This window comes from Paraburkholderia sp. BL25I1N1 (assembly GCF_003002025.1).
Lineage (GTDB): Bacteria > Pseudomonadota > Gammaproteobacteria > Burkholderiales > Burkholderiaceae > Paraburkholderia.
This window is the reverse complement of record NZ_PVZB01000015.1, coordinates 59,984-80,611: the sequence shown is the minus strand read 5'-3', so window position 1 is coordinate 80,611 and position 20,628 is coordinate 59,984. Positions and strand designations below refer to the sequence as shown.

Sequence of the window (20,628 nt, the reverse complement as noted above, 5' to 3'; positions counted from 1 at the left end):
CGGCCGAAAGACGCTCGTGACAAGATAGACCACTTGTTGACCCTAGCCAGAGAAGACTCCGCATGACCGAAGAAGTGTCCGTGCCGCCCGCCGCCTACGTGCTGGTCGTCGATGACGACGAAGGCATCCTGCGGCTCGCGCGCAAGTCGCTCGAGCGCGCCGGCTGCCGGGTCGCAATCTGCGCCGGCGTCGAAGCGGCCCGTGAACGGCTCGCGGCAGGCGGCCCCGACTTGCTGGTGCTCGACTACCAACTGAGCGGGCCGGAAACCGGGCTGGACTTCTTTCGCCGTCTGCGCGCGGAAGGCGTGCGGATTCCCGCCATCCTCGTGACCGGCTTTACCGACGAATCGCGTGTTATCGAAGCGCTGCGCTCGGGCGTGTCCGACGTCGTGCCGAAATCCGGCGATTACCTCGATTACCTGCCCGAAGCCGTCGAACGGGTGCTCTCGCAAGTGCGCCTGCAGCGCGCCTCGGACGAAGCCTTATTGCTGCGCGATCGCGAGCAGCATTACCGCACCTTGTCGGAGGCGTTGCCGCACCTCGTCATGACCTGTAATGCCACGGGCGACTGCGATTTTCTGTCCAAGCAGTGGTACGACTACACGGGCGTCGCTGAAAGCTGTTCGTACGGTCTCGCCTGGCTCGACGCCGTGCATCCGGACGACCGCGAGGAGATTCGCCGAAGCTGGCTCAAAACGGTGTCGAGCAACGCCGGCGACTACCGGCACGAGTTGCGGATTCGCCGTTACGACGGCGAATATCGCTGGTTCGACTTGCGCGTGGTGGCGATGCGCGACGCCGAGGGCAACGTCAGTAAATGGTTCGGCAGTTGCACGGACATTCATTCTCAGCGCGAGGCGGCCGAGGAGCGCGAACGGCTGCTGGCGTCGGAGCAGGCCGCCCGCCAGACCGCCGAAGAAGCCAATCGCGCCAAAGACCGCTTTCTGGCCATGCTCTCGCACGAATTGCGCACGCCGCTCACGCCGGTGCTGGCCGGCGCCAGCGTGCTGGAAATGATTCCGGGTCTGCCCGATCAGGCGCGAGCGAGCGTGCGCATGATCCGTCGCAACGTCGAACTCGAAGCGCGGCTGATCGACGACCTGCTCGATCTCACGCGCGTGGCGAACGGCAAGCTGCGGCTGTCGCTGGAAACTGTCGACGTGCACGACGTGATCGACAGTGTGCTCGAACTGTTTCGCAGCGAGATCCAGGTCAAGCAGCAGGACGTGCACGTCCATAAAGACGCGCAGCATCATTACGTGCTGGCCGATCGCGCGCGGCTGCAGCAGATGCTGTGGAATCTCATTCGCAACGCCGCCAAGTTCACGCCGGACGGCGGCCATATTTACGTGCGCACGCGCGACGAACGCATGCACGTGCAGATCTCGGTCGAAGATACGGGGATCGGCATCGAGCCGGACCAGATCGGCAAACTCTTCAATGCGTTCGAGCAAGGCAACCAGAACATGACACGGCAGTTCGGCGGCCTCGGCCTCGGTCTCGCGATCACGAAGGCGTTGACCGACGTGCACGGCGGCACGGTGACCGCGCAAAGCCCGGGCGCGCACTGCGGCGCGACCTTCACGATTACCTTGCCGACGGCCGCGGCACCGCAGGTGACTTCGCCGGTCGTGGTGCCCGACGAAGTGCATTCGGGCGGTCTGCTGAACATCCTGCTGATCGAAGACCATGTGGACACCGCGGAGGTCATGGAGCAACTGATTCGCAGCCTCGGCCATGAAGTCACGACCGTGGGCCGGGTCGACGATGCATTAGCCGCCACGCAATCGCAGACCTTCGATCTGATCGTCAGCGACGTAGGATTGCCCGACGGTACCGGTCTCGACTTCATCAAAGCGTTCCGCGAGCACTCGGACGCGCCCGCGGTCGCATTGACCGGCTTCGGCACCGACGAAGACGTGCGTCGTTGCCTGAGCGCCGGTTTCACCTCGCATCTGACCAAGCCGGTTAATTTCAGTCAGCTCGAGACGATGATCGAAGTCGCGGTGACTCAGAAGGAGCAGCGGGACGCGTGAGCGTCGAGGCCGCCGGCATTGACCCAAATAAGGCAAAAGGCCTGTTGCGATCGGATCGCAACAGGCCTTTTGCTTATGACTGACTCCGGCTGACGCGCCGGAATAGTTAGCGCGGCGAGTTCTTCAACGAATCGCGGATTTCACGCAGCAGCAGCACGTCTTCCGGCGTCGGCGGCGGTTCCGCCGGCGCGGCTTCTGCCGGCTTGCGCAAATTGTTGATGAACTTGACCATCAGGAAAATGATGAACGCGAGAATCACGAAGTTGATCAGCACGGTGATGAACGAGCCGTAACCGAATACGGCAACGCCCGCCGTTTGCAAGTCTTTATACGACTCGGGGCTGCCCTTGAAGGTCGGCGGAATGGGACCGAGGCGAACGAACTTATTGGAGAAGTCGAGGCCGCCGGTGGCGAGCCCGACAACCGGCATGATCAGGTCTTTAACAATTGAATTGACGATGGTGGAGAACGCGCCGCCGATAATCACACCGACTGCCAGATCCATCACGTTGCCCTTGAGGGCAAATTCCTTGAATTCCTTGACCATGCTCATAGAGGTTCCTCCCAGAAATCGATATTCGAATGATACCAACCTGAGAAGGATAGGCTAGTCTTTTGGCCAGGGCGGCGAGGATTGTTTTTTATTGTGGAAACAGTGGCTCGCTATGCCGTGCGCGTTCTATATGCGCGGCAAACGTGACTGGGTCTGTATTGGTGCCGCACAACAGTACGCCCACGCGTTTGCCTTGCAGCTGTTCGCGCAACGGGCCGAGCAAGCCGGCGGTCGCCGCGGCGCAGGCCGGCTCGACGGCGAGCTTCAGTTGTCCGAACAAGGTCAGCATGGCCGCACGCAATTGGTCATCCGATACCGTGACGAGCTGATCTATATGCCGCCGGCACAATTCGTAGCTGTATTCTTCGGTGTGCGGCGACATGAGCGAGTCGGCAATGCCGTGCATCTGGCGCATCTTGACTGTGTGATTGGCGGCGAAACTCTTGCCCATGACATCCGCGCCTTCGGGTTCCACGCCATACACATGCACGTTCGGATTCGCCAGGCGCATGGCGGTTGCCACACCCGCCGCGAGGCCGCCGCCGCCGATCGGCACGATCACCGCTTCGAGATCCGGTGTTTGCGTGGCCCACTCGTAGCCGAGCGTGGCCGAGCCCAGCACCGTGCGATAGCCGTTGAACGGATGCACGAAATAGCGGCCTTCTTCGGCCTCGATCCGGCGCACCAGTTCGAATGCCTCGGCAATGTCCTGCGCGAACACGATTTCGGCGCGGTATTGCCGGCACAGCGCCACGCGCGCCGGATTGGCCGCGTGAAACAGCACGACCTTGGCGCTGATGCCGAGGCGCATGGCCGCATACGCGACCGCCACCGCATGATTGCCGCCAGACACGCACGTGACGCCTGCGCTGCGCTGTGCTTCGTCGAGTGCGAGCAGGTTGGTGAACGCACCACGCGCCTTGAAGCTACCGCCCGCCTGCAACAACTCGAACTTGAAATTCACCACCGTGCCTTCGAGCGACGGAAAGTCCGCCCTGTCGAACACCGGCGTTCGCGCCACCCACGGCGTCAACGCAAAATGCTGTGCAGCGATGTCGTCGAGCGTGGGGATCGGCTCGCCGTCGATCGTATGGTCAGTGTGTTGCGGCGTGGCGGTGGACATGGCGTGGGCGTGCGTGGCTCGGTATGGGTAAGACTCTTTCTACGTGCGTCGGTTTCAGTGCGCGTGCGCGTCGACCGACATGCTGTGAATGAATTTGTGCAGGAAACGCTCGCATGCCACCAACTGATCCAGCGCGACGAATTCGTTGGGCTTGTGCGCCTGCTCGATGCTGCCGGGTCCGCAAACAATGCTCGGAATGCCCGCGAGCGAGAACAGGCCGGCTTCCGTGCCGTAGGCCACCTTGCGTTTGTCCTGATCGGCGGTCAACGCGCGCACCAGTTGCGTGATGGCGGCTTGTTCAGACGAATCGAGCCCCGGCGCCGCGGCGATCTTCGTGATCTCGATTGCCGCCGATGGATGCTCGCGCAACATTTTCGGCAGCAGCGTTTCGCGTGCGTATTGATCGATGCGCGCGAAGATCGGTTCGGGATCGAGCGTGGGCAGGTTGCGGAACTCGAACTGGAACTTGCATTCGGCCGGCACGGTATTAATCGCGTTGCCACCGACGATCGTGCTGGTTTGCGCGGTGGTGAAGGGCACGTCGTACAGTTCGTCGAACGGGCCTTGCTCGCGGAATTGATCGCCCATGTCGCGGATATAGCAGATCAGCCGCGCGGCGTATTCGATCGCGTTCAAACCCTTCGGCGTTAGCGACGAATGCGCCGCCTGACCGCGCACGCAGCACTGGTAGGCGTTGATGCCTTTGTGCGCCACGATCGGCCGCATGCTGGTCGGCTCACCGACGATGCAGCCGTCCGGCTTCACGCCGCGCTTCATCAGGTCGGCGATCAGGAGCGGCGCGCCGGCGCAGCCCACTTCCTCGTCGAAGGAGAGCGCAAAGTGAATCGGCTTGGCGAGTTTGGTGCGCTGCATTTCCGGCACAAGCGTCAGCGCCGCGCCAATGAAGCCTTTCATGTCGCAGGTGCCGCGGCCGTACAGATTGTCGCCGCGAATTTCCGGCTTGAACGGATCGCTGTCCCATTGCTGGCCGTCAACCGGCACGACGTCGGTATGGCCCGACAGCACCACGCCGCCGTTCGTTTCGCCGTTGTGCGCGGGAATCGTCGCGAACAGGTTGGCCCATTTGCCGCTTGCGTCGTGCGTGAGCGTGGCCTCGACGCCGGCCGCGCGCAATTCGTCGCGCACTGTTTCGATCAGACCGAGATTCGGATTGCGGCTGACCGTGTCCATCGACACGAGGCGGGCGACCCACGGGAGCGAAACGGGCGAAGACGAGGTGGACTGCGGCGTGGACTGCGCTGTTTCAGCGACATGAGACATGACAAGACTCCGGCATTTGAGTCTTTCGATCATACCCAAAAAAAAGACGCCCGTATGCTGCGGTGCGTGTTTGCGCACCGCAGCATGAATGGGAAAAACGCTAGACGTACCCCGGTTTTCGACGCTGCGCTAGCGCTGCCGCTGCCGTGTAACGCACGAACTTATCGCGCGGCCGCGCTCGCCGCGGTGCCACGGCTCGGCGTGCCGAGCGCGCGCAAGGTTTCCTTGACGGTGGCGACACGCACCGCCAGATCGGGGCTGCGCGTTTCGATACGCAGCTTGTCCTGACCCGCGAGCTTGATGTGCTTGTGTTTCTGCACCATCTCGATGATCCGCATCGCGTCGATCGGCGGGTTGGGGATGAACTGCAAGCCGATCACCGCTTCGCCGGCATCGATCTTCGAAATGCCGAGCGGTTTGGCCGCCAGCCGCAGACGATGCGTCTCCACCAGCGCATGCGCTTGCGGCGGCAGCTTGCCGAAACGATCGATCAGTTCTTCCTGAATGCTGTCGATCGAATCGTTGTGCTCGCAATTAGCCAGCCGCTTGTAGAGCGACAGACGCTCCTGCACGTCGCCGCAATAGTCCGCGGGGAGAATCGCCGGCGCATGCAGGTTGATCTCGGTGGTCGCTGCGAGCGGCGCGGTGAGATCCGGCTCCTTGCCTTCCTTGAGCGCCTTCACCGCGTCGTTCAGCATGTCGGTGTAGAGCTGGAAGCCGATCTCGTGAATCTCGCCGGATTGTTTATCGCCGAGCACTTCACCCGTGCCGCGAATCTCGAGGTCGTGCATGGCCAGATAGAAGCCCGAACCGAGTTCCTCCATCTGCTGGATCGCCTCCAGCCGGCGTTGCGCCTGTTTGGTCAGCCCTTGCGGATCGTGAACGAGCAGATACGAATACGCCTGGTGATGCGAACGGCCCACCCGGCCACGCAACTGGTGCAATTGCGCAAGACCGAACTTGTCGGCGCGATGAATCAGGATGGTATTGGCGCTCGGCACGTCGATGCCGGTTTCGATAATCGTCGTGCACAACAACACGTTCGCGCGCTGCGCAACGAAGTCGCGCATCACGCGTTCGAGTTCGCGTTCGTGCATCTGGCCGTGCGCGACCGCGATGCGCGCTTCAGGCACTAGCGCTTCGAGCATCTGCCGGCGATTCTCGATCGTCTCGACTTCGTTGTGCAGGAAGTAGACTTGGCCGCCGCGCTTCAACTCGCGCAGCATGGCTTCGCGAATCACGCTGTCTTCCTCGCGACGCACGAAGGTTTTGATCGCGAGGCGCTTCTGCGGCGCGGTGGCGATCACGGAGAAATCGCGCAGGCCTTCGAGCGCCATGCCGAGCGTACGCGGAATCGGCGTGGCGGTCAGCGTGAGCACGTCCACTTCGGCACGCAAGGCCTTCAGCGCCTCTTTCTGACGCACGCCGAAACGGTGTTCCTCGTCGATGACCACGAGTCCCAGCCGCTTGAATTGCACGTCGGACGAGAGCAGCTTGTGCGTGCCGATCACGATATCGACCGTGCCTTCGTTGATCTGTTGGATTGCCGCGCTGACTTCCTTGGTGGATTTGAAGCGCGACAGCTCGGCGATCCGCACCGGCCAGTCGGAGAAGCGGTCGCTGAAAGTCTGCGTGTGCTGCTCGGCGAGCAGCGTAGTGGGCGAGAGCAGCGCGACCTGTTTGCCGCCCATCACCGCGATGAACGCCGCGCGCAATGCCACTTCGGTCTTGCCGAAGCCGACATCGCCGCACACGAGGCGATCCATCGGCTTGCCGCTCGTCATGTCGCCGATCACGGCAGCGATCGCCGCGGCCTGGTCCGGCGTTTCCTCGAAGCCGAAGCTCTCCGCGAACTTCACGTAGTCTTTCGGTTCGAGCGCGAACGCGTGGCCTTCACGTGCCGCGCGGCGTGCGTAGAGATTCAGCAGTTCGGCCGCGGTATCGCGGATCTGTTGCGCGGCCTTGCGCTTGGCTTTTTCCCACTGGCCGGAGCCGAGCGAATGCAGCGGCGCGCTTTCCGGATCGGCGCCGCTGTAGCGCGAGATCACGTGTAGCTGGGCGACAGGAACGTACAACTTGCTATCGCCCGCGTATTCGAGGTGCAGGAACTCGGTCTCGCCCTCGCCGAGATCCATGGTGACGAGTCCCATATAGCGGCCGATGCCGTGCTGCGAATGCACGACCGGATCGCCCACCTTGAGCTCGGACAGATCGCGCACCATCGAATCGACGTTGCTCGCCTGTTCCTGACGGCGGCGCCCCGCGCGACGCGCGAGCGGACCATACAGCTCGGTCTCGGTGATGATCGCGATGCCGTCGACCGGCACCGCAAAGCCGTTGGCGAGCGGCGCGACGCCCAATGAAAAGCGCTCGTCGCTCGTCAGCCAGTCCTGGAAGCTGTCGCTCGATACCGGCCGCAGTTGATTGTCGGCGAGCAATTGCAGCAGCGTTTCGCGCCGGCCCGCCGATTCGGTGGCGAACAGCACGCGATTCGGCGTGGTGTCGAGATAGGCGCGCAAGGCCGAAACCGGATCTTCCGCATGACGGTCGATCGCGAGATTCGGCAATGGCGTGGACCAGCCGCCGCCGGCGTTCGCAGGCAATGAGAGCCGCGCGAACGGTTTGGCGAGCGTGAAGAAATCCTCGTCCGACAGGAACAGACGCTGCGGCTCCAGAATTGGCCGGTCGCGGTCGTGCGAGAGGAAGTTGTAGCGCTGCTTCGTGTCGTTGGTAAAGCGCCGGATCGCCGCTTCGAGATCGCCGACGAACGCCAGTTGCGCGCCTTCGGGCAGGTAATGGAACAGCGTGGCCGTGTCTTCGAAGAACAGCGGCAGATAGTATTCGATCCCCGCCGACGGCACGCCGTTGCCGATGTCCTTGTAGATCGACGCGCGGCTCGGGTCGCCCTCGAAGGTCTCGCGCCAGCGGCTGCGGAAGGCGGTGCGGGCGGCTTCGTCGAACGGAAACTCGCGGCCGGGCAGCAGGCGCACGTCTTTCACCGGGTAGAGGCTGCGCTGCGTGTCCGGGTCGAACGCGCGGATCGAGTCGACCTGATCGTCGAACAGGTCGATCCGGTAGGGCAAGGGGGAGCCCATCGGATAGAGATCGAGCAGCGAGCCGCGCACGCAGTATTCGCCCGGACGCACCACCTGGCTCACGTGTTCATAGCCGGCCAGCGTCAACTGCGCCTTGAGTTTGGCTTCGTCGAGCCGCTGACCTTGCGAGAAGGAAAACGTGTAGGCGGCCAGGAACGAGGCGGGCGGCATGCGGTACAGCGCCGTCGTGGCGGGCACCAGCAGGATGTCGCAGCGGCCTTCGCCGAGATCGTGCAGCGTGGCGAGACGCTCCGAGACCAGATCCTGATGCGGCGAAAAGGTGTCGTAAGGGAGCGTTTCCCAGTCCGGCAGCAGACGCACGCGCGCCTCGGGCGCGAAAAAGCCGATTTCCTGCGCAAGACGCTGCGCATCGACGGCGCTTTCGCACACCACCGCGAGCAGCGGCACCTGCTCGCGATAGGCGAGATGGTAGCGGGCGATCAGCAGCGCGTCGGACGAGCCGTGCGTGCCGTCGAAGGCGAAACGCTGGCCGGCCTTGACGAGCGCGACGGGCGGGGAGTACTGCGATGATGCGGCGATGTCTGGCATAGAAGAGAAAAAGCGGCCTCAGGCTCACACGTGACCGGCAAGTTTACGCGCGTCGGGGCGTGGATGCGAAGGACCTATTATAAAATCCATCCTTTACTTTGACTTCGCGGCATCCGCACTCGTGACTTCCCGTCTATTTGCCCTGATTCCGTGCGCTGGCACCGGCAGCCGTTCCGGCGCCGCGATGCCCAAACAATATCGCACTGTTGCCGGCCGCGACATGTTGCATTACTCGCTGGCGGCATTCGACGCCTGCAGCGAGTTTGCGCAAACCCTCGTCGTGATCGCTCCGGACGACGCTCATTTCGACGGCCGCCGCTTCGGCGGCTTGCGTTTCGCGGTGCGCCGCAGCGGCGGGGCCTCGCGCCAGGCGTCGGTGCTCAACGGTCTGCATGCGCTCGTCGAGTTCGGCGCGCGTGACGACGACTGGGTGCTGGTGCACGACGCGGCGCGCCCCGGCATCACGCCCGCGCTGATCCGCACGCTGGTCGGCGCGTTGAAGGACGACCCGGTGGGCGGCATCATGGCCTTGCCCGTGGCGGACACGCTGAAGCGCATCGACGCGGCTTCTTCCGATGGCCGGATCGCCCGCACCGAGGCGCGCGACGGCTTGTGGCAGGCGCAGACGCCGCAGATGTTCCGCATCGGCATGCTGCGCGAGGCGATCCTGCGCGCGCAGGCCGACGGTCACGATCTGACCGACGAAGCGAGCGCGATCGAATGGCTGGGCCACGCGCCGAAGCTGGTGCAGGGCAGCTTGCGCAACTTCAAGGTGACGTATCCGGAAGACTTCGATCTGGCCGAGGCGATTCTGAGCCGGCCAGCGGCTGCGTCCTGACTGGACGAATTCAATTTTAACTAGCGGGCTTGAGGACTTGACGCATATGGATTTCAGAATTGGGCAAGGGTATGACGTGCATGCGCTGGTGCCGGGACGCCCGTTGATTATCGGCGGCGTGACGATTCCTTATGAGCGCGGTCTGCTCGGCCATTCGGATGCGGACGTGCTGCTGCACGCCATTACCGACGCCATTTTCGGCGCCGCCGCGATGGGCGATATCGGCCGGCATTTTTCCGACACCGACGCGAAGTTTGCCGGCGCGGACAGCCGCGTGTTGCTGCGTGAATGCTTTGCGCGTGTGAAAGCGGCGGGATTTTCCATCGCCAACGTGGATAGCAGCGTGGTCGCGCAGGCGCCGAAGCTGGCGCCGCATATCGAAGGCATGCGCGCCAATATCGCCGCCGATCTCGGTCTGCCGGTCGAGCGCGTCAACGTCAAAGCCAAGACCAACGAAAAGCTCGGCTATCTCGGCCGAGGCGAGGGCATTGAAGCTCAGGCCGCGGTTCTGCTGATCAAGAACTGAGCCCGGTTTTACAGGAGGCGCGCGGCAACGGCAGTCAAGTCGCGCCGCGCGCATTCAACAGCGCGGCGGCCTTTTCACCGGCACGACTCAGAGCGTGGCGCCGCCGATTGGGCGGTTGCAAGCGCACAGCTCGTCCGTTTGCAGGCCGTCCAGAATCCGCAGCACTTCTTCCGGATTGCGGCCCACGTTCAGATTGTTCACCGACACATGCTGGATCGTGTTGTCCGGATCGATGATGAAGGTGGCGCGCAGCGCGACACCCGCTTCCTGATCACGCACGCCGAGCTGATCGATCAACTCGCCCTTCACGTCGCCGAAGGAATAGTGATTCAGCCGGTTCAGGTCCTTGTTCTCGCGGCGCCATGCCAGCTTCACGAATTCGTTGTCGACGCTGCCGCCCATCAACACTGCGTCACGTTCCTCGAAATCCCTGACCAGCTTGCCGAACTCGACGATCTCCGTCGGACACACGAATGAGAAATCCTTCGGGTAGAAGTAGATGATCTTCCATTTGCCCGGAAACGACTGCTCCGTGATCTCTTCGAATGCCGAAATGCCGTTCTCTTCATGATGATTGAAGCCCGGCTTCGCCGCCGTGACGGTGAATGCTTCAACTTTATCGCCGACCGTTTTCATGCGAGTGCTCCTTCGTGCGTCGGAAAACAGCATGTCTGAAGCGACTAACTCGTCGCAACGAACGCGTTACACGTTATCTGCTTTCGCCTCTGTCGGGCGATGCCCGTTCCGTTAGGCGCCCTTGGCCAGCGGAAATTCGATGGTGACTTCGAGACCCGGTCCAGGCGTGCGATTGCGCAAGCGCAGCGCGCCGCGGTAACGGCCCACGAGGCGTTGAACGATGGCCATGCCTAGGCCCGTGCCGTTCGCCTGGGTGCGCGCCGAATTCACACGGTAGAACGGCCGTGTAACGAGCGATAGCTGGTCTTCCGGAATGCCGGGCCCTTCGTCGACCACCGAGAGCTCGACCCGCGAGTGCGACACCCGCGTTTCCAGGATCACGTGCGGAATGCCGTCGCCATCGCTCAAGCCATATTTGCGTGCGTTTTCGAGCAGATTGCCGACCACCCGGCGCATGTCGGTCTCGTCGGCCTCGATCACCGCCGACGGCGCGAGCCGCGTGATCAGGCGCATGCTGTCTTCGCTCTGCATGCGCGCGGCCAACTCGCCCGCGATCACGGACAGGTCGACAGGCTCCGGCACGCGCTGCACCGGGCGCGCGTAGTCGAGGAACCGGCCGATGATCATGTCCATCTGCTCGATGTCATCGACCATCGCGTCTTTGGTAGCCTGGTCCGACGGGCTCATTTCGGTTTCGAGCCGCAGACGCGCAAGCGGAGTGCGCAAGTCGTGCGAGATGCCGGCAAGCATCAGCGCGCGGTCGGCTTCGAGCTGTTCGAGGTCCTGCACCATCTGGTTGAAACTGCGATTGGTTTCCGCGGCCACGCCCATGCCGCGCTCAGGCAGCGGCTCGGGCGACTGCCCGGAGCCGACCTTGCGCGCGGCCATGGCGAGGCGCGCGAACGGACGGTTCACGAGACTCGTGATGAAGGCCGCGCCGAATAGCGACAGCGCCAGCGCGAACACACCCCAGCCGGCCCATTGCAAACCGGTGGCGTTGTCGAGCTGATCGCGGTCGAGCGCGACCCAGTAGTCGTCGTCGTCGATCTTGAAGCTGATCCAGACGCCGGGGATGTCGTTCACGCTCTGGGCAATCACGGTGTCGTCGCCGAGGCGGCCGCGAATGTCGTGTTCGATCAGCCGGTTCAGCGACTCGTCGGGCTGGAGCTTGTACTTGTCGGTGGTTTCGCGCGGGTACACGCGCACCCCTTCATTGCTTTCCAGATCCTGCAGCAGGGCGCGCCGCAGGTCGGGATCGGAATAGAGGAGTGCGGTGCGCGTGAGCTTGACGATGGCGACGAGCTGCAGCGCCACGCGCTGCGCGCGCGGCTCGCGTTCGATCACCCGGAAGCTCTGGAACCACGCGGCGAGACTGACTGCGATCAACAGCGCGATCAACAGAAAGGTCCGCCAGAAAAGGCCGCCGAACGCGAGCGTCAGGAGGCGCCGGTCGATCCGCATGGGCCCTTCTTATCTGAAATCAAAAACTGGAGGTGAGAACAAACTCAGGCTGCACCGTCGGGGATGAACACGTAGCCCAGACCCCAGACGGTCTGGATGAAACGCGGGCTGCCCGGATCGGGTTCGATCAGCTTGCGCAGACGCGAGATCTGCACGTCGAGGCTGCGGTCGAACACTTCGTACTCACGGCCGCGTGCGAGCTCCATGAGCTTTTCACGCGACAGCGGCTGGCGCGGATGACGCGCGAACACCTTGAGCACCGAGAACTCGCCCGTGGTCAGCGGAATTTCCTGGCCGGCCTTGGTGAGCGTGCGGGTGGCGAGATTCAGCGCGAACTCGCCGAACTCGAATACCTCGGTGGTTTCGGACGGCGCGCCCGGCAACTCCGACGGTGACTGGCGGCGCAGCACCGCGTGGATGCGCGCAACCAGCTCGCGCGGGTTGAACGGCTTGGGCAGATAGTCGTCGGCGCCCATTTCCAGGCCGACGATCCGGTCGACGTCTTCACCCTTGGCCGTCAGCATGATGATCGGCGTACGGTCGTTGCTGCCACGCAGGCGGCGGCAGATCGACAGACCGTCTTCGCCCGGCAGCATCAGATCGAGCACCAGCAGATCGAAGCGCTCACGCACCCAAAGCTTGTTCATGGACGGCGCGTTCTCGGCGACATAGACGTTGAAGCCCTGTTCACCGAGGTAGCGGCGCAGCAGATCGCGCAGGCGTGGATCGTCATCGACGACGAGGATTTTCGAAGGGTTTTTGGTTTCCATGGTCGGCATCTTAGCGCGATTAGAAAGGGGTGCGCGTTTGCATCATTTAACGGGTTACAGTCAGTTACAAAATTTACCCGCACTGTGGCACGACGTAAAGCGGGGGCAGGTAGACTCCTTTACTGAATGCGGCTGTTCGGTGGATACTTCACACGACTAAAACTCTCGCACCCGGCTCGTTACCGGGGTTTGTATACGCATTTGAGGTAGCCGGTTGCCGCGCCACGAAGGGAACAACATGAAGGGAGGGGTTTGGCCGAATGTGCGCCTAAGCGTGATTGCACTGGCGGTAGCCGGTACGCTGGCAGGCTCACTAGGACCAACGCTCGCCCATGCCCAGCCTTCCGCCGACAGAGCCATGAGCCAGCGCGCGCCCAGGCAGGGCAAGGCCAACCGCCACGACCCGAGCACCGACCATCCCGCATCAGACGTCATGTTGCGCACCGCAGTTCCCCCCGATCTCGATCAACGTCGTCGCGACGGTCATATGACGCCCGACGAACGGCGCCTGTTGCGGCAGCACATCGAAGATGCTGTCCGCGAACTCTACAAACGGTAGCTATTATCGTGCCAGCCCTCGGCACGCGGTTCACGCTTCTTCCCTGCGTGAAAGAATTCGTTGCACTTTCCCTGTCCACTCTCCCCGTTCAATCTGCCGAAAAGTCGTCAGAACGAAGCGCGCGATGTATGCAGTGCGCACGCAACGCCTCTCCATGACATCGCGGCAACCTCGATGACCGATGATGAAATTGCACGCGCGTGGTAGTTGTGGCCGCAAGTTTGTAGCGTCGGCGTTTGCCTTGGCGGTGGTGACACTAAGCGGCCCGGCGGCCGCGGTGCAGCCTGGCGCGACTCGTGTTCCACACATCAGGCACGCTCTGCCGGGCGCCGACGAGCAGGCCGCTTCGCAGCATGAACAAAGCGTCCTCGATGCCGACGATGCGCGCTTCTTCCTGACACGTGTCGGCTTCGCGCCGGATAGCGCCGAACTCGCGCAATACGTTGGACTCACGCGAGCGCAGGCCGTCGATAAAGCACTCGCGAGCGCGCGGACCGAGGCGGTCACGCCACTACCCGACTGGATCCTCGAACCGATTCCGACTCGCGAGACGAAGAAAGCGTGGACCGACGATCAACGTCGCGAGGAGCAGCGACTGCGCGCGCAGCGTTACGAAATATTACGCTCATGGTGGGTGCGCGAGATGTTGACCACACCGTCGCCGCTCACCGAGCGCATGACGCTGTTCTGGCATAACCACTTCACCTCGGGTCAGGACAAGGTGCCGTATCCGCAGCAGATGGCGCAGCAGAACATGCTGTTGCGGCGCGACGCGCTCGGCAACTTCGGCGAGTTATTGCACGACGTCGCGAAGGATCCGGCGATGCTGCAATACCTCGACGGCGCAAGCAATCGCAAGGGTAAGCCCAACGAAAATTTCGCCCGTGAAGTGATGGAGCTGTTCACGCTAGGCGAAGGACACTACACGCAGCGTGACGTGTCGGAGGCCGCGCGCGCCTATACGGGCTGGAGTCTCGATCCGGACACGCAGGCCTACGTGTGGCGCGCCAACCAGCACGACGACGGCGAGAAGACTGTGCTCGGCGAGACAGGGCCATTCGACGGCGATCAGGTGCTCGATATCCTGCTCGCGCGGCCGGAAACGGCCACCTTCGTGACCGCCAAACTGTGGCGCGAATTTGTCTCGGACACGCCGGACCTGTCGCGCGTCGAACCGATCGCGGCGCGGTTTCGCGCGAGCCACTACGATATCAAGGTCGCGCTGCGGGGAGTCTTTCTGAGCGAGGCGTTCTGGGACGACGGCGATCGGGGTGTCCTCGTGAAGTCGCCGGCGGAGTTCGTGGTCGGCACGCTGCGCGCGTTCGACATCGGCTACGACAATACGGCGCCGTTCGCCTCGCAAATCCGCACGCTCGGCGAGAACCTGTTCTACCCGCCGAACGTCAAAGGATGGCCGGGCGGCACGACATGGATCAACAGTTCCACGCTGCTTGCCCGCAAGCAATTCGTCGAGCAACTGTTTCGCGCGACCGAGGCCGCCGGCCCGCAGCGCATGACCAGTCCGACGACCACAAGGATCGCCGCGAGCGGCACCATGCCCGACATGCAGCCGGCTCCCACGCTGCAGCGCGCGATGGCGCGCGCCGCTCAAGGCGGCAAAGGTGGCGTACGCTTCGACATCGAGACATGGCTTGCGCACTACAACACCGCGCCGACGGCCAGGCCGGGGTTGTCGACCGAGCTGCAGTTGCAGCATGCGGTCCTGCCGCTCACGCCGGTCGATGCGATCGAAACCGGTTCGACCGCGAGTGCGTATCTGGAGGCATTGCTGATGGACCCGGCGTATCAATTGAAGTGAACCGCTGAACTAAGCACGCACAAGGCAGCTAAAAAGAATGTGTCTGTCGACGGCGATACGACTCGCGCCGCGGCAATCGAACGAGGTGCAGGATGAAACGACGCAGCTTTCTCTCGATGAGCGCGGCCGCGAGCGCGACCCTCTGGCTGCCCCGCGCATTCGGCGCGCAAATGGCGGCGCCGGGCGCGTCTTCGGCACGCGGCTACGACAACCTGTTGATTCTTGTTGAACTGAAGGGCGGCAACGACGGTTTGAATACGGTGATTCCCTTTGCCGATCCCACGTACTACCAGTTGCGCAAGAACATCGGCATCAAACGCGAACAGGTCATTCAACTCGACGAACGCACCGCGCTGCATCCGTCCTTGCAAGCGTTGATGCCGCTATGGCGTGACCAGCAACTGGCGATCGTGCAGGGCGTGAGCTATGCGCAACCGAACCTGTCACACTTCCGCTCGATCGAAATCTGGGACACCGCGTCGCGTTCCGACCAGTATCTGCGCGAGGGGTGGCTAACGCGCGCATTTGCCCAAACGCCGGTGCCCGCCGGTTTTGCCGCCGACGGCGTGGTGATCGGCAGCGCCGAGATGGGGCCGCTCGCGAACGGCGCGCGCGCTATCGCGCTGGTCAATCCGGCGCAGTTCGTGAAGGCTTCGCGGCTTGCCACGCCGGTATCGCTGCACGAGCGCAATCCCGAACTGGCGCATATTCTCGACGTCGAAAACGACATCGTGAAAGCCGCCGACCGGCTGCGCCCCGTGCAAGGGCAGGCGCCGTTGAAGACCGTGTTTCCCGACGGCGCGTTCGGCAGTTCGATCAGAACGGCGATGCAGGTTCTGGCAGCCGGCGAAGTTCCAAAAGACGTTGCGTCGCGCAACGCGCAGCAGGAATCGCCGCAGCGAGGCCAAGGCGTGGCGGTGATCCGTCTCACGCTGAACGGTTTCGACACGCACCAGAACCAGCCGGGTCAACAGGCGGCGCTGCTCAAGCAGCTCGCGGAAGGATTGATGTCGATGAAGTCGGCGCTTGTCGAGCTTGGCCGTTGGGACGATACGCTGGTGATGACCTATGCCGAGTTCGGCCGGCGTCCGCGTGAGAATCAGAGCAACGGCACCGATCACGGCACCGTGGCGCCGCATTTCGTCGTGGGCGGACGCGTGCGCGGCGGCCTGTACGGCGTGCCCCCGGTGCTCGCGCGGCTCGACGGCAATGGCAACTTGCCGGTCGGCGTCGATTTCCGGCAGCTTTACGCCACCGTGCTCGGGCCTTGGTGGGGACTCGACGCGTCGACGATCCTGCAGCAGCGGTTCGAACCGCTGCCGTTGCTACGCGCATGACGACGTGCTGAACGCGCCTCGCGTAAAGCCGACGCGCCAGTAGCTCAGTTCACTTCGCGCGCCACGCGATCCAAAGCTTGCGAATCGGCGTCAACGCGATGCGCTGATGCAGAACGTGATAGCCGTCGCGTTCGATTTCATCCAGCAGGGCCAACGCCAAGGCCGCCTGCGCGACGAGCGTGCGCTGCGAGCGGCGCTCGCCGGCGGGCACGGCGCCGAGCGCGGTCTGCAACGCGTCGCGGGCACGCTTCGTCTCGAAGCGCATCAACTCGGTGAACGCGTCGCTATATTTTCGATTGATCAGATCCGCGGCGGTCACATTGAAGCGCTGCATTTCGTCGATCGGAATGTAGATGCGGCCGTGGCGCGCGTCATTGCCCGTTTCGACTACGAACTGCGCGAGCAGCAGCGCCTCGCCGAGCGCCGCGGACCAGTTCGACGCCTGTGCGGCATCTTTCGCCGTGGCGCGCGCGACCAGCGACGCGAACGTGCCGCCGACGCCTTGCACATAGCGCCGCAGATTCGGATAGTCGAGGTAGCGCGCCTGGTCGAGATCCATCTCGAAGCCGGCGAGCAAGGCCTGCAGCATCGGGTAGTCGGCCTTCACATCGGGCAGGTAGGCGGCCAGCGCCTTGGACACCGGATGCGACGGCGAGCCCGACGCCAGCGCGGCGAGTTCGTTCTGCCACCACGCGAGTTTCGTGCGGCCGATGGCCGGATCGCTGGTCTCCTTGACCGTTTCCTCGAACTCGCGGCGCAGTGCGAACAGCGCGGTCAACAGCGGCTGGCTGGCTGCGGGCGCCTGCCGAAGTGCATAGTAAGTACTCGATCCGGGCGGCGCCGCTTTCTGCTGGCAATATTCGTCGAAATTCACGGGATTGGTTTTGGGGAAGGGCAGGCGAAGAGGGCGCACGCTGTGCGTGCATCAAGCCAAAAATTGTAGCATCGGCGCCGTCCGGACAGATGCCGGGCAAATGCAGACAAGCGCGAATCAATCGGTTAGAATCTCGCGCTTACGCTTTCGGGCGCGTGTTTTCGACGCGGCCGAAAGCACGCGGAACAACAGGCAGGCGCAGTGTGTCATGCCCGCCTGCGCGGGCGGTGGCGGGGATGAAGTCGTTGGAACCCGCGTAGAATAAAAGGCTGTTGCTGGAATTGCGGCGAGTTGTTTCGCTTGCGAGACCGCAGTGGTCCTGCCTGCAGTAAAAATTCGCGTGAGTGGCGAAATTGGTAGACGCACCAGGTTTAGGTCCTGACGCCAGAAATGGTGTGCCGGTTCGAGTCCGGCCTCACGCACCAGGAAATAAGGCCACGTTCTGTGAAGGACGTGGCCTTTTCTACATCCGCGGCGCGCCTAGACGCGCTGTCACAACACCTCCGCTTTCCGCAAGCGCTGGGCCATCACCCCGTTCTTCCCACCGCTACAGGTGGTCGCCGTTTCGCCCGGACAGTGGGACGTCACGCACGATCGGAGCCTCGAGCAGGCAACCGAACTCGCGGGCAAAGTCGACAGAGACCCGTGCGTGGACCGCGCCCTGCTTATCGAAGAACCGCTGCGTCCCTTCAAGCGTGAACACCCCTTCATGCCAGATGCTCGGATGAATGTAGAGCCCTTGCTTGCCGTCGAAGCGGAAGCACACGAACTTCTCCGGCGCGATGTCGTCGCCGGGTAATGCCAGGGGAACGTAGAACGGGCGATGGTCCAGCGGAAAGAACAGTTGGCCGCCATCCGGATGGTAGTTCGCGTGCCACAGCAACATGCGCTCCGGTGTGTGGGCGCTATCGTCGCGCGCGGCTTCAGGCTCGGTTGCGTAGGCAAGAACGTAGTGGCCGCCCACAGCCTCGTTGCAGCCGTAGAGGATGTCGCCGCGCCATTCGCTTACGAACGTGCCTTCGGTGGTGCCGGCCTCATCGCCGGTTCCGGGGTCGATGGGGCGCGAGCCCATCGGCGGCCACTGCACGATCTCGATCGGACACTCGCTCGGGTCCGCTACGAGCCGGCCAAATCCATCGAGCGTTGCCGGCGTGGCGTCGACCACGGGGATCGATACGCGCCGGAGGCCGGCCGGAAGGGCGGGGTTGAGGTAGTCGATCTTTTGGGACATCGGCACAGTTTGAACGGGTCGAAAATCTCGATTGTAGACGCTCGTACATGGCGTTTGGCCGGGCTTTTATGCCATGCAAGGCCCGGCTGTCCGCTCATGCATAGCGCGCGAGGAACATGTCAGCGGCCGATTCCGCGACCCGCTGTTGCTCCAGTTCGCCGAGCGGCGCCTGGCCCATTGTCACCTGCGGCCAGAAGGCGAAAGCCTTCACGAGCGCCTGCATCTGCAGCGCCGCGAAGAGCGGATCGTCGGTCTTGAGACGGCCGTCGGCGGCGGCAGCGCGGATCCACACGGTCAGGTCTTCCTCGCGTTCGCCGAGTCGGGCGACCATGTTTCGCGCTCGTTCCGGCGAATGGATGCCGGCCGCGATCGCCACACGTGCCAGCGACAGGAAGGACTCGTCGTTCAGCAGCCGCAGCTTGCGGCCCAACAGGTCGAGCAACTGCGCGCGCAGGGGCTGGTCGGCGCGGTAGGCGGGCGCATCGCCACTCTGGCTCGCGTCCCATAGCCGATGGAGAATCGCCGCGAAAAGCACTTCCTTGCTCGGGAAATGGTTGTAGACCGTACGTTTCGAGACGTTCGCGCGAGCGGCGATACGGTCCATGCTGGTCGCGTCGTAGCCGGCCGCGAGGAATTCCTCGATCGCGGCGCCGACGATGGCGACACGCTTGCGGTCAGTCAGGCGTTGGTGAGTGGTACTTGGATCCATCGAGAGATTTTACACCGGGTAGTTTACTTTTCTCGAAAACAAACTACACTGCCGAGTGTACATTTTTCTTTGGACGGCCTACCTCATGACGTCGCTTCCCGCTCTTGTGAGCCGCGTGCTCGGCTTTACCGCCGCGCGTCGCGGCCGCGCGTTGTCCAGCACCTCGCCGCAGCACGACGGCGAACGCTTTCGCAACGTCAAGCCGCGTCCCACTGAAGGCCTGCGCAAGACGCTCGGCATTGTGTGGAACGTGTTGCTCAACAAGCCGAGCGGCACCGTGCCGGCCGAGGCGTTGCCCGTCGACGCGCTGACGCGCGCCCAGCTCGATGCGGCGCCCGACCGCAGCCTCTACCGGCTCGGCCATTCGACGATGCTGCTGAAGCTGCGCGGCCAGTTCTGGCTGACCGATCCGGTGTTCGCCGAACGTGCCTCGCCGTTCCGGCATCTCGGCCCGAAGCGCTTCCATGCGCCGCCGATCGCGCTCGCCGATTTGCCGCCGTTGCGCGGCGTGATCCTGTCGCACGATCACTACGATCACCTGGACCGCGAAACCGTGCTCGCGCTCGCGCAGACCACCGGCGTGTTTCTGACGCCGCTCGGCGTCGGCGACCGGCTGATCGAATGGGGTATCGACGCGTCGAAGGTGCGGCAGTTCGATTGGTGGCAGGGCACCGAGGTCGACGGTGTGCAATTCACCGCTGCGCCCGCGCAGCACTTTTCCGGCCGTAGCCTGTTCGACGGCAACAGTACGTTGTGGGCGTCGTGGGTGATCGTCGACGATGATCTGCGCGTGTTCTTCAGCGGCGACACGGGCTACTTCGATGGTTTCAAAACGATCGGCGAGCGGCTTGGGCCGTTCGACGTCACGCTGGTCGAAACTGGCGCTTACGACGCGCAGTGGCCGTATGTTCACATGCAGCCCGAAGAAACCGTGCAGACGCACATCGACCTGCGCGGCCGTTGGCTCGTGCCGATTCACAACGGCACCTTCGACCTCGCCATGCACCGCTGGCAGGAGCCGTTCGAAAGGGTGATGGCACTGGCTCTTGCGCGCGGTGTCTCGTTGTCGACGCCGCGCATGGGCGAACGGCTGGATCTGAGCGCGCCGCATCGCGGCGAACGCTGGTGGCGCCACGTCGGCGAGACCGTTGCTGCGCCAAAGTCCGCGTGGCGCCTGTGTACCGCGCGCAATGCCGGAGACACGGAGTCTTCGTGAGCTCTTGCGGGCTTC

Annotated in this window: 17 protein-coding genes and 1 tRNA gene; 8 read left to right on the top strand and 10 right to left on the bottom strand. The window is 63.4% G+C overall.

Features of this window, described 5'->3' with window-relative positions; translation table 11 throughout:
- Positions 1-62 precede the first annotated feature (62 nt).
- Positions 63-2,036, top strand: a complete 1,974-nt coding sequence (locus tag B0G73_RS22695; RefSeq protein ID WP_106283510.1) for a response regulator — start codon at positions 63-65, stop codon at positions 2,034-2,036.
- 106 nt (positions 2,037-2,142) lie between these two features.
- On the opposite strand, the gene mscL is transcribed toward B0G73_RS22695, so the two are convergent.
- The 4 genes from mscL to mfd form a co-directional block, all read right to left on the bottom strand.
- Positions 2,143-2,589, bottom strand: a complete 447-nt coding sequence (gene mscL / locus B0G73_RS22690; protein ID WP_106283509.1) for a large conductance mechanosensitive channel protein MscL — start codon at positions 2,587-2,589, stop codon at positions 2,143-2,145.
- Positions 2,590-2,677: 88 nt separating this feature from the next.
- Entirely contained in the window at positions 2,678-3,712 is a 1,035-nt protein-coding gene (locus B0G73_RS22685; RefSeq protein ID WP_106283508.1) for a threonine/serine dehydratase, read from the bottom strand.
- A gap of 54 nt (positions 3,713-3,766) precedes the next feature.
- Entirely contained in the window at positions 3,767-4,993 is a 1,227-nt protein-coding gene (gene argE, locus B0G73_RS22680; protein ID WP_106283507.1) for an acetylornithine deacetylase, read from the bottom strand.
- A 161-nt stretch (positions 4,994-5,154) separates the two neighbouring features.
- Complete coding sequence (gene mfd, locus B0G73_RS22675) at positions 5,155-8,637, bottom strand: transcription-repair coupling factor (RefSeq protein ID WP_106283506.1); 3,483 nt, start codon at positions 8,635-8,637, stop codon at positions 5,155-5,157.
- Between the two features lie 121 nt (positions 8,638-8,758).
- Here mfd and ispD point away from each other — a divergent pair, with 121 nt between their 5' ends.
- Together ispD and ispF are read left to right on the top strand one after the other, a co-directional pair.
- A complete protein-coding gene (gene ispD, locus B0G73_RS22670; RefSeq protein WP_106283505.1) occupies positions 8,759-9,475 on the top strand; it encodes a 2-C-methyl-D-erythritol 4-phosphate cytidylyltransferase in 717 nt (238 codons plus the stop codon).
- A 46-nt stretch (positions 9,476-9,521) separates the two neighbouring features.
- A complete protein-coding gene (ispF, locus tag B0G73_RS22665; protein WP_012432887.1) occupies positions 9,522-10,001 on the top strand; it encodes a 2-C-methyl-D-erythritol 2,4-cyclodiphosphate synthase in 480 nt (159 codons plus the stop codon).
- An 87-nt stretch (positions 10,002-10,088) separates the two neighbouring features.
- Here the strand turns inward: ispF and B0G73_RS22660 are convergent, their stop codons facing one another.
- From B0G73_RS22660 to ompR, 3 genes are all read right to left on the bottom strand, one after another.
- Positions 10,089-10,637, bottom strand: coding sequence for a peroxiredoxin (locus tag B0G73_RS22660; RefSeq protein ID WP_106283504.1), 549 nt, complete (start codon positions 10,635-10,637; stop codon positions 10,089-10,091).
- A gap of 111 nt (positions 10,638-10,748) precedes the next feature.
- Positions 10,749-12,098 carry an ATP-binding protein gene (locus tag B0G73_RS22655; protein WP_028196599.1) on the bottom strand — a complete coding sequence of 450 codons (1,350 nt, stop codon included), beginning with the start codon at positions 12,096-12,098 and terminating at the stop codon, positions 10,749-10,751.
- 44 nt (positions 12,099-12,142) lie between these two features.
- Entirely contained in the window at positions 12,143-12,877 is a 735-nt protein-coding gene (gene ompR, locus B0G73_RS22650) for a two-component system response regulator OmpR (RefSeq protein WP_006048917.1), read from the bottom strand.
- A 229-nt stretch (positions 12,878-13,106) separates the two neighbouring features.
- Here ompR and B0G73_RS22645 point away from each other — a divergent pair, with 229 nt between their 5' ends.
- The 3 genes from B0G73_RS22645 (at position 13,107) to B0G73_RS22635 (ending at position 16,583) form a co-directional block, all read left to right on the top strand.
- The gene (locus B0G73_RS22645) at positions 13,107-13,427 is read left to right on the top strand and encodes a hypothetical protein (RefSeq protein WP_106283503.1); all 321 of its coding nucleotides are present in this window, start codon (positions 13,107-13,109) and stop codon (positions 13,425-13,427) included.
- A 181-nt stretch (positions 13,428-13,608) separates the two neighbouring features.
- Positions 13,609-15,246, top strand: a complete 1,638-nt coding sequence (locus B0G73_RS22640; RefSeq protein ID WP_106283502.1) for a DUF1800 family protein — start codon at positions 13,609-13,611, stop codon at positions 15,244-15,246.
- Between the two features lie 92 nt (positions 15,247-15,338).
- Positions 15,339-16,583: a DUF1501 domain-containing protein gene (locus B0G73_RS22635; RefSeq protein WP_106283501.1), complete on the top strand. Its 1,245-nt coding sequence runs from the start codon at positions 15,339-15,341 to the stop codon at positions 16,581-16,583.
- Positions 16,584-16,632: 49 nt separating this feature from the next.
- Here the strand turns inward: B0G73_RS22635 and B0G73_RS22630 are convergent, their stop codons facing one another.
- On the bottom strand, positions 16,633-17,457 hold the full coding sequence (locus tag B0G73_RS22630) for a squalene/phytoene synthase family protein (protein WP_106283500.1): 825 nt from the start codon (positions 17,455-17,457) through the stop codon (positions 16,633-16,635).
- 338 nt (positions 17,458-17,795) lie between these two features.
- Between B0G73_RS22630 and B0G73_RS22625 the strand changes: the two genes are divergently transcribed.
- A tRNA-Leu gene (locus B0G73_RS22625) sits at positions 17,796-17,882 on the top strand.
- Between the two features lie 122 nt (positions 17,883-18,004).
- Here the strand turns inward: B0G73_RS22625 and B0G73_RS22620 are convergent.
- Both B0G73_RS22620 and B0G73_RS22615 read right to left on the bottom strand, forming a co-directional pair.
- Entirely contained in the window at positions 18,005-18,688 is a 684-nt protein-coding gene (locus tag B0G73_RS22620) for an ureidoglycolate lyase (protein ID WP_106283499.1), read from the bottom strand.
- Between the two features lie 94 nt (positions 18,689-18,782).
- On the bottom strand, positions 18,783-19,397 hold the full coding sequence (locus B0G73_RS22615; protein ID WP_106283498.1) for a TetR/AcrR family transcriptional regulator: 615 nt from the start codon (positions 19,395-19,397) through the stop codon (positions 18,783-18,785).
- Positions 19,398-19,482: 85 nt separating this feature from the next.
- Between B0G73_RS22615 and B0G73_RS22610 the strand changes: the two genes are divergently transcribed.
- Positions 19,483-20,613 carry an MBL fold metallo-hydrolase gene (locus B0G73_RS22610; protein WP_106283646.1) on the top strand — a complete coding sequence of 377 codons (1,131 nt, stop codon included), beginning with the start codon at positions 19,483-19,485 and terminating at the stop codon, positions 20,611-20,613.
- The last annotated feature ends 15 nt before the right edge of the window (positions 20,614-20,628 follow it).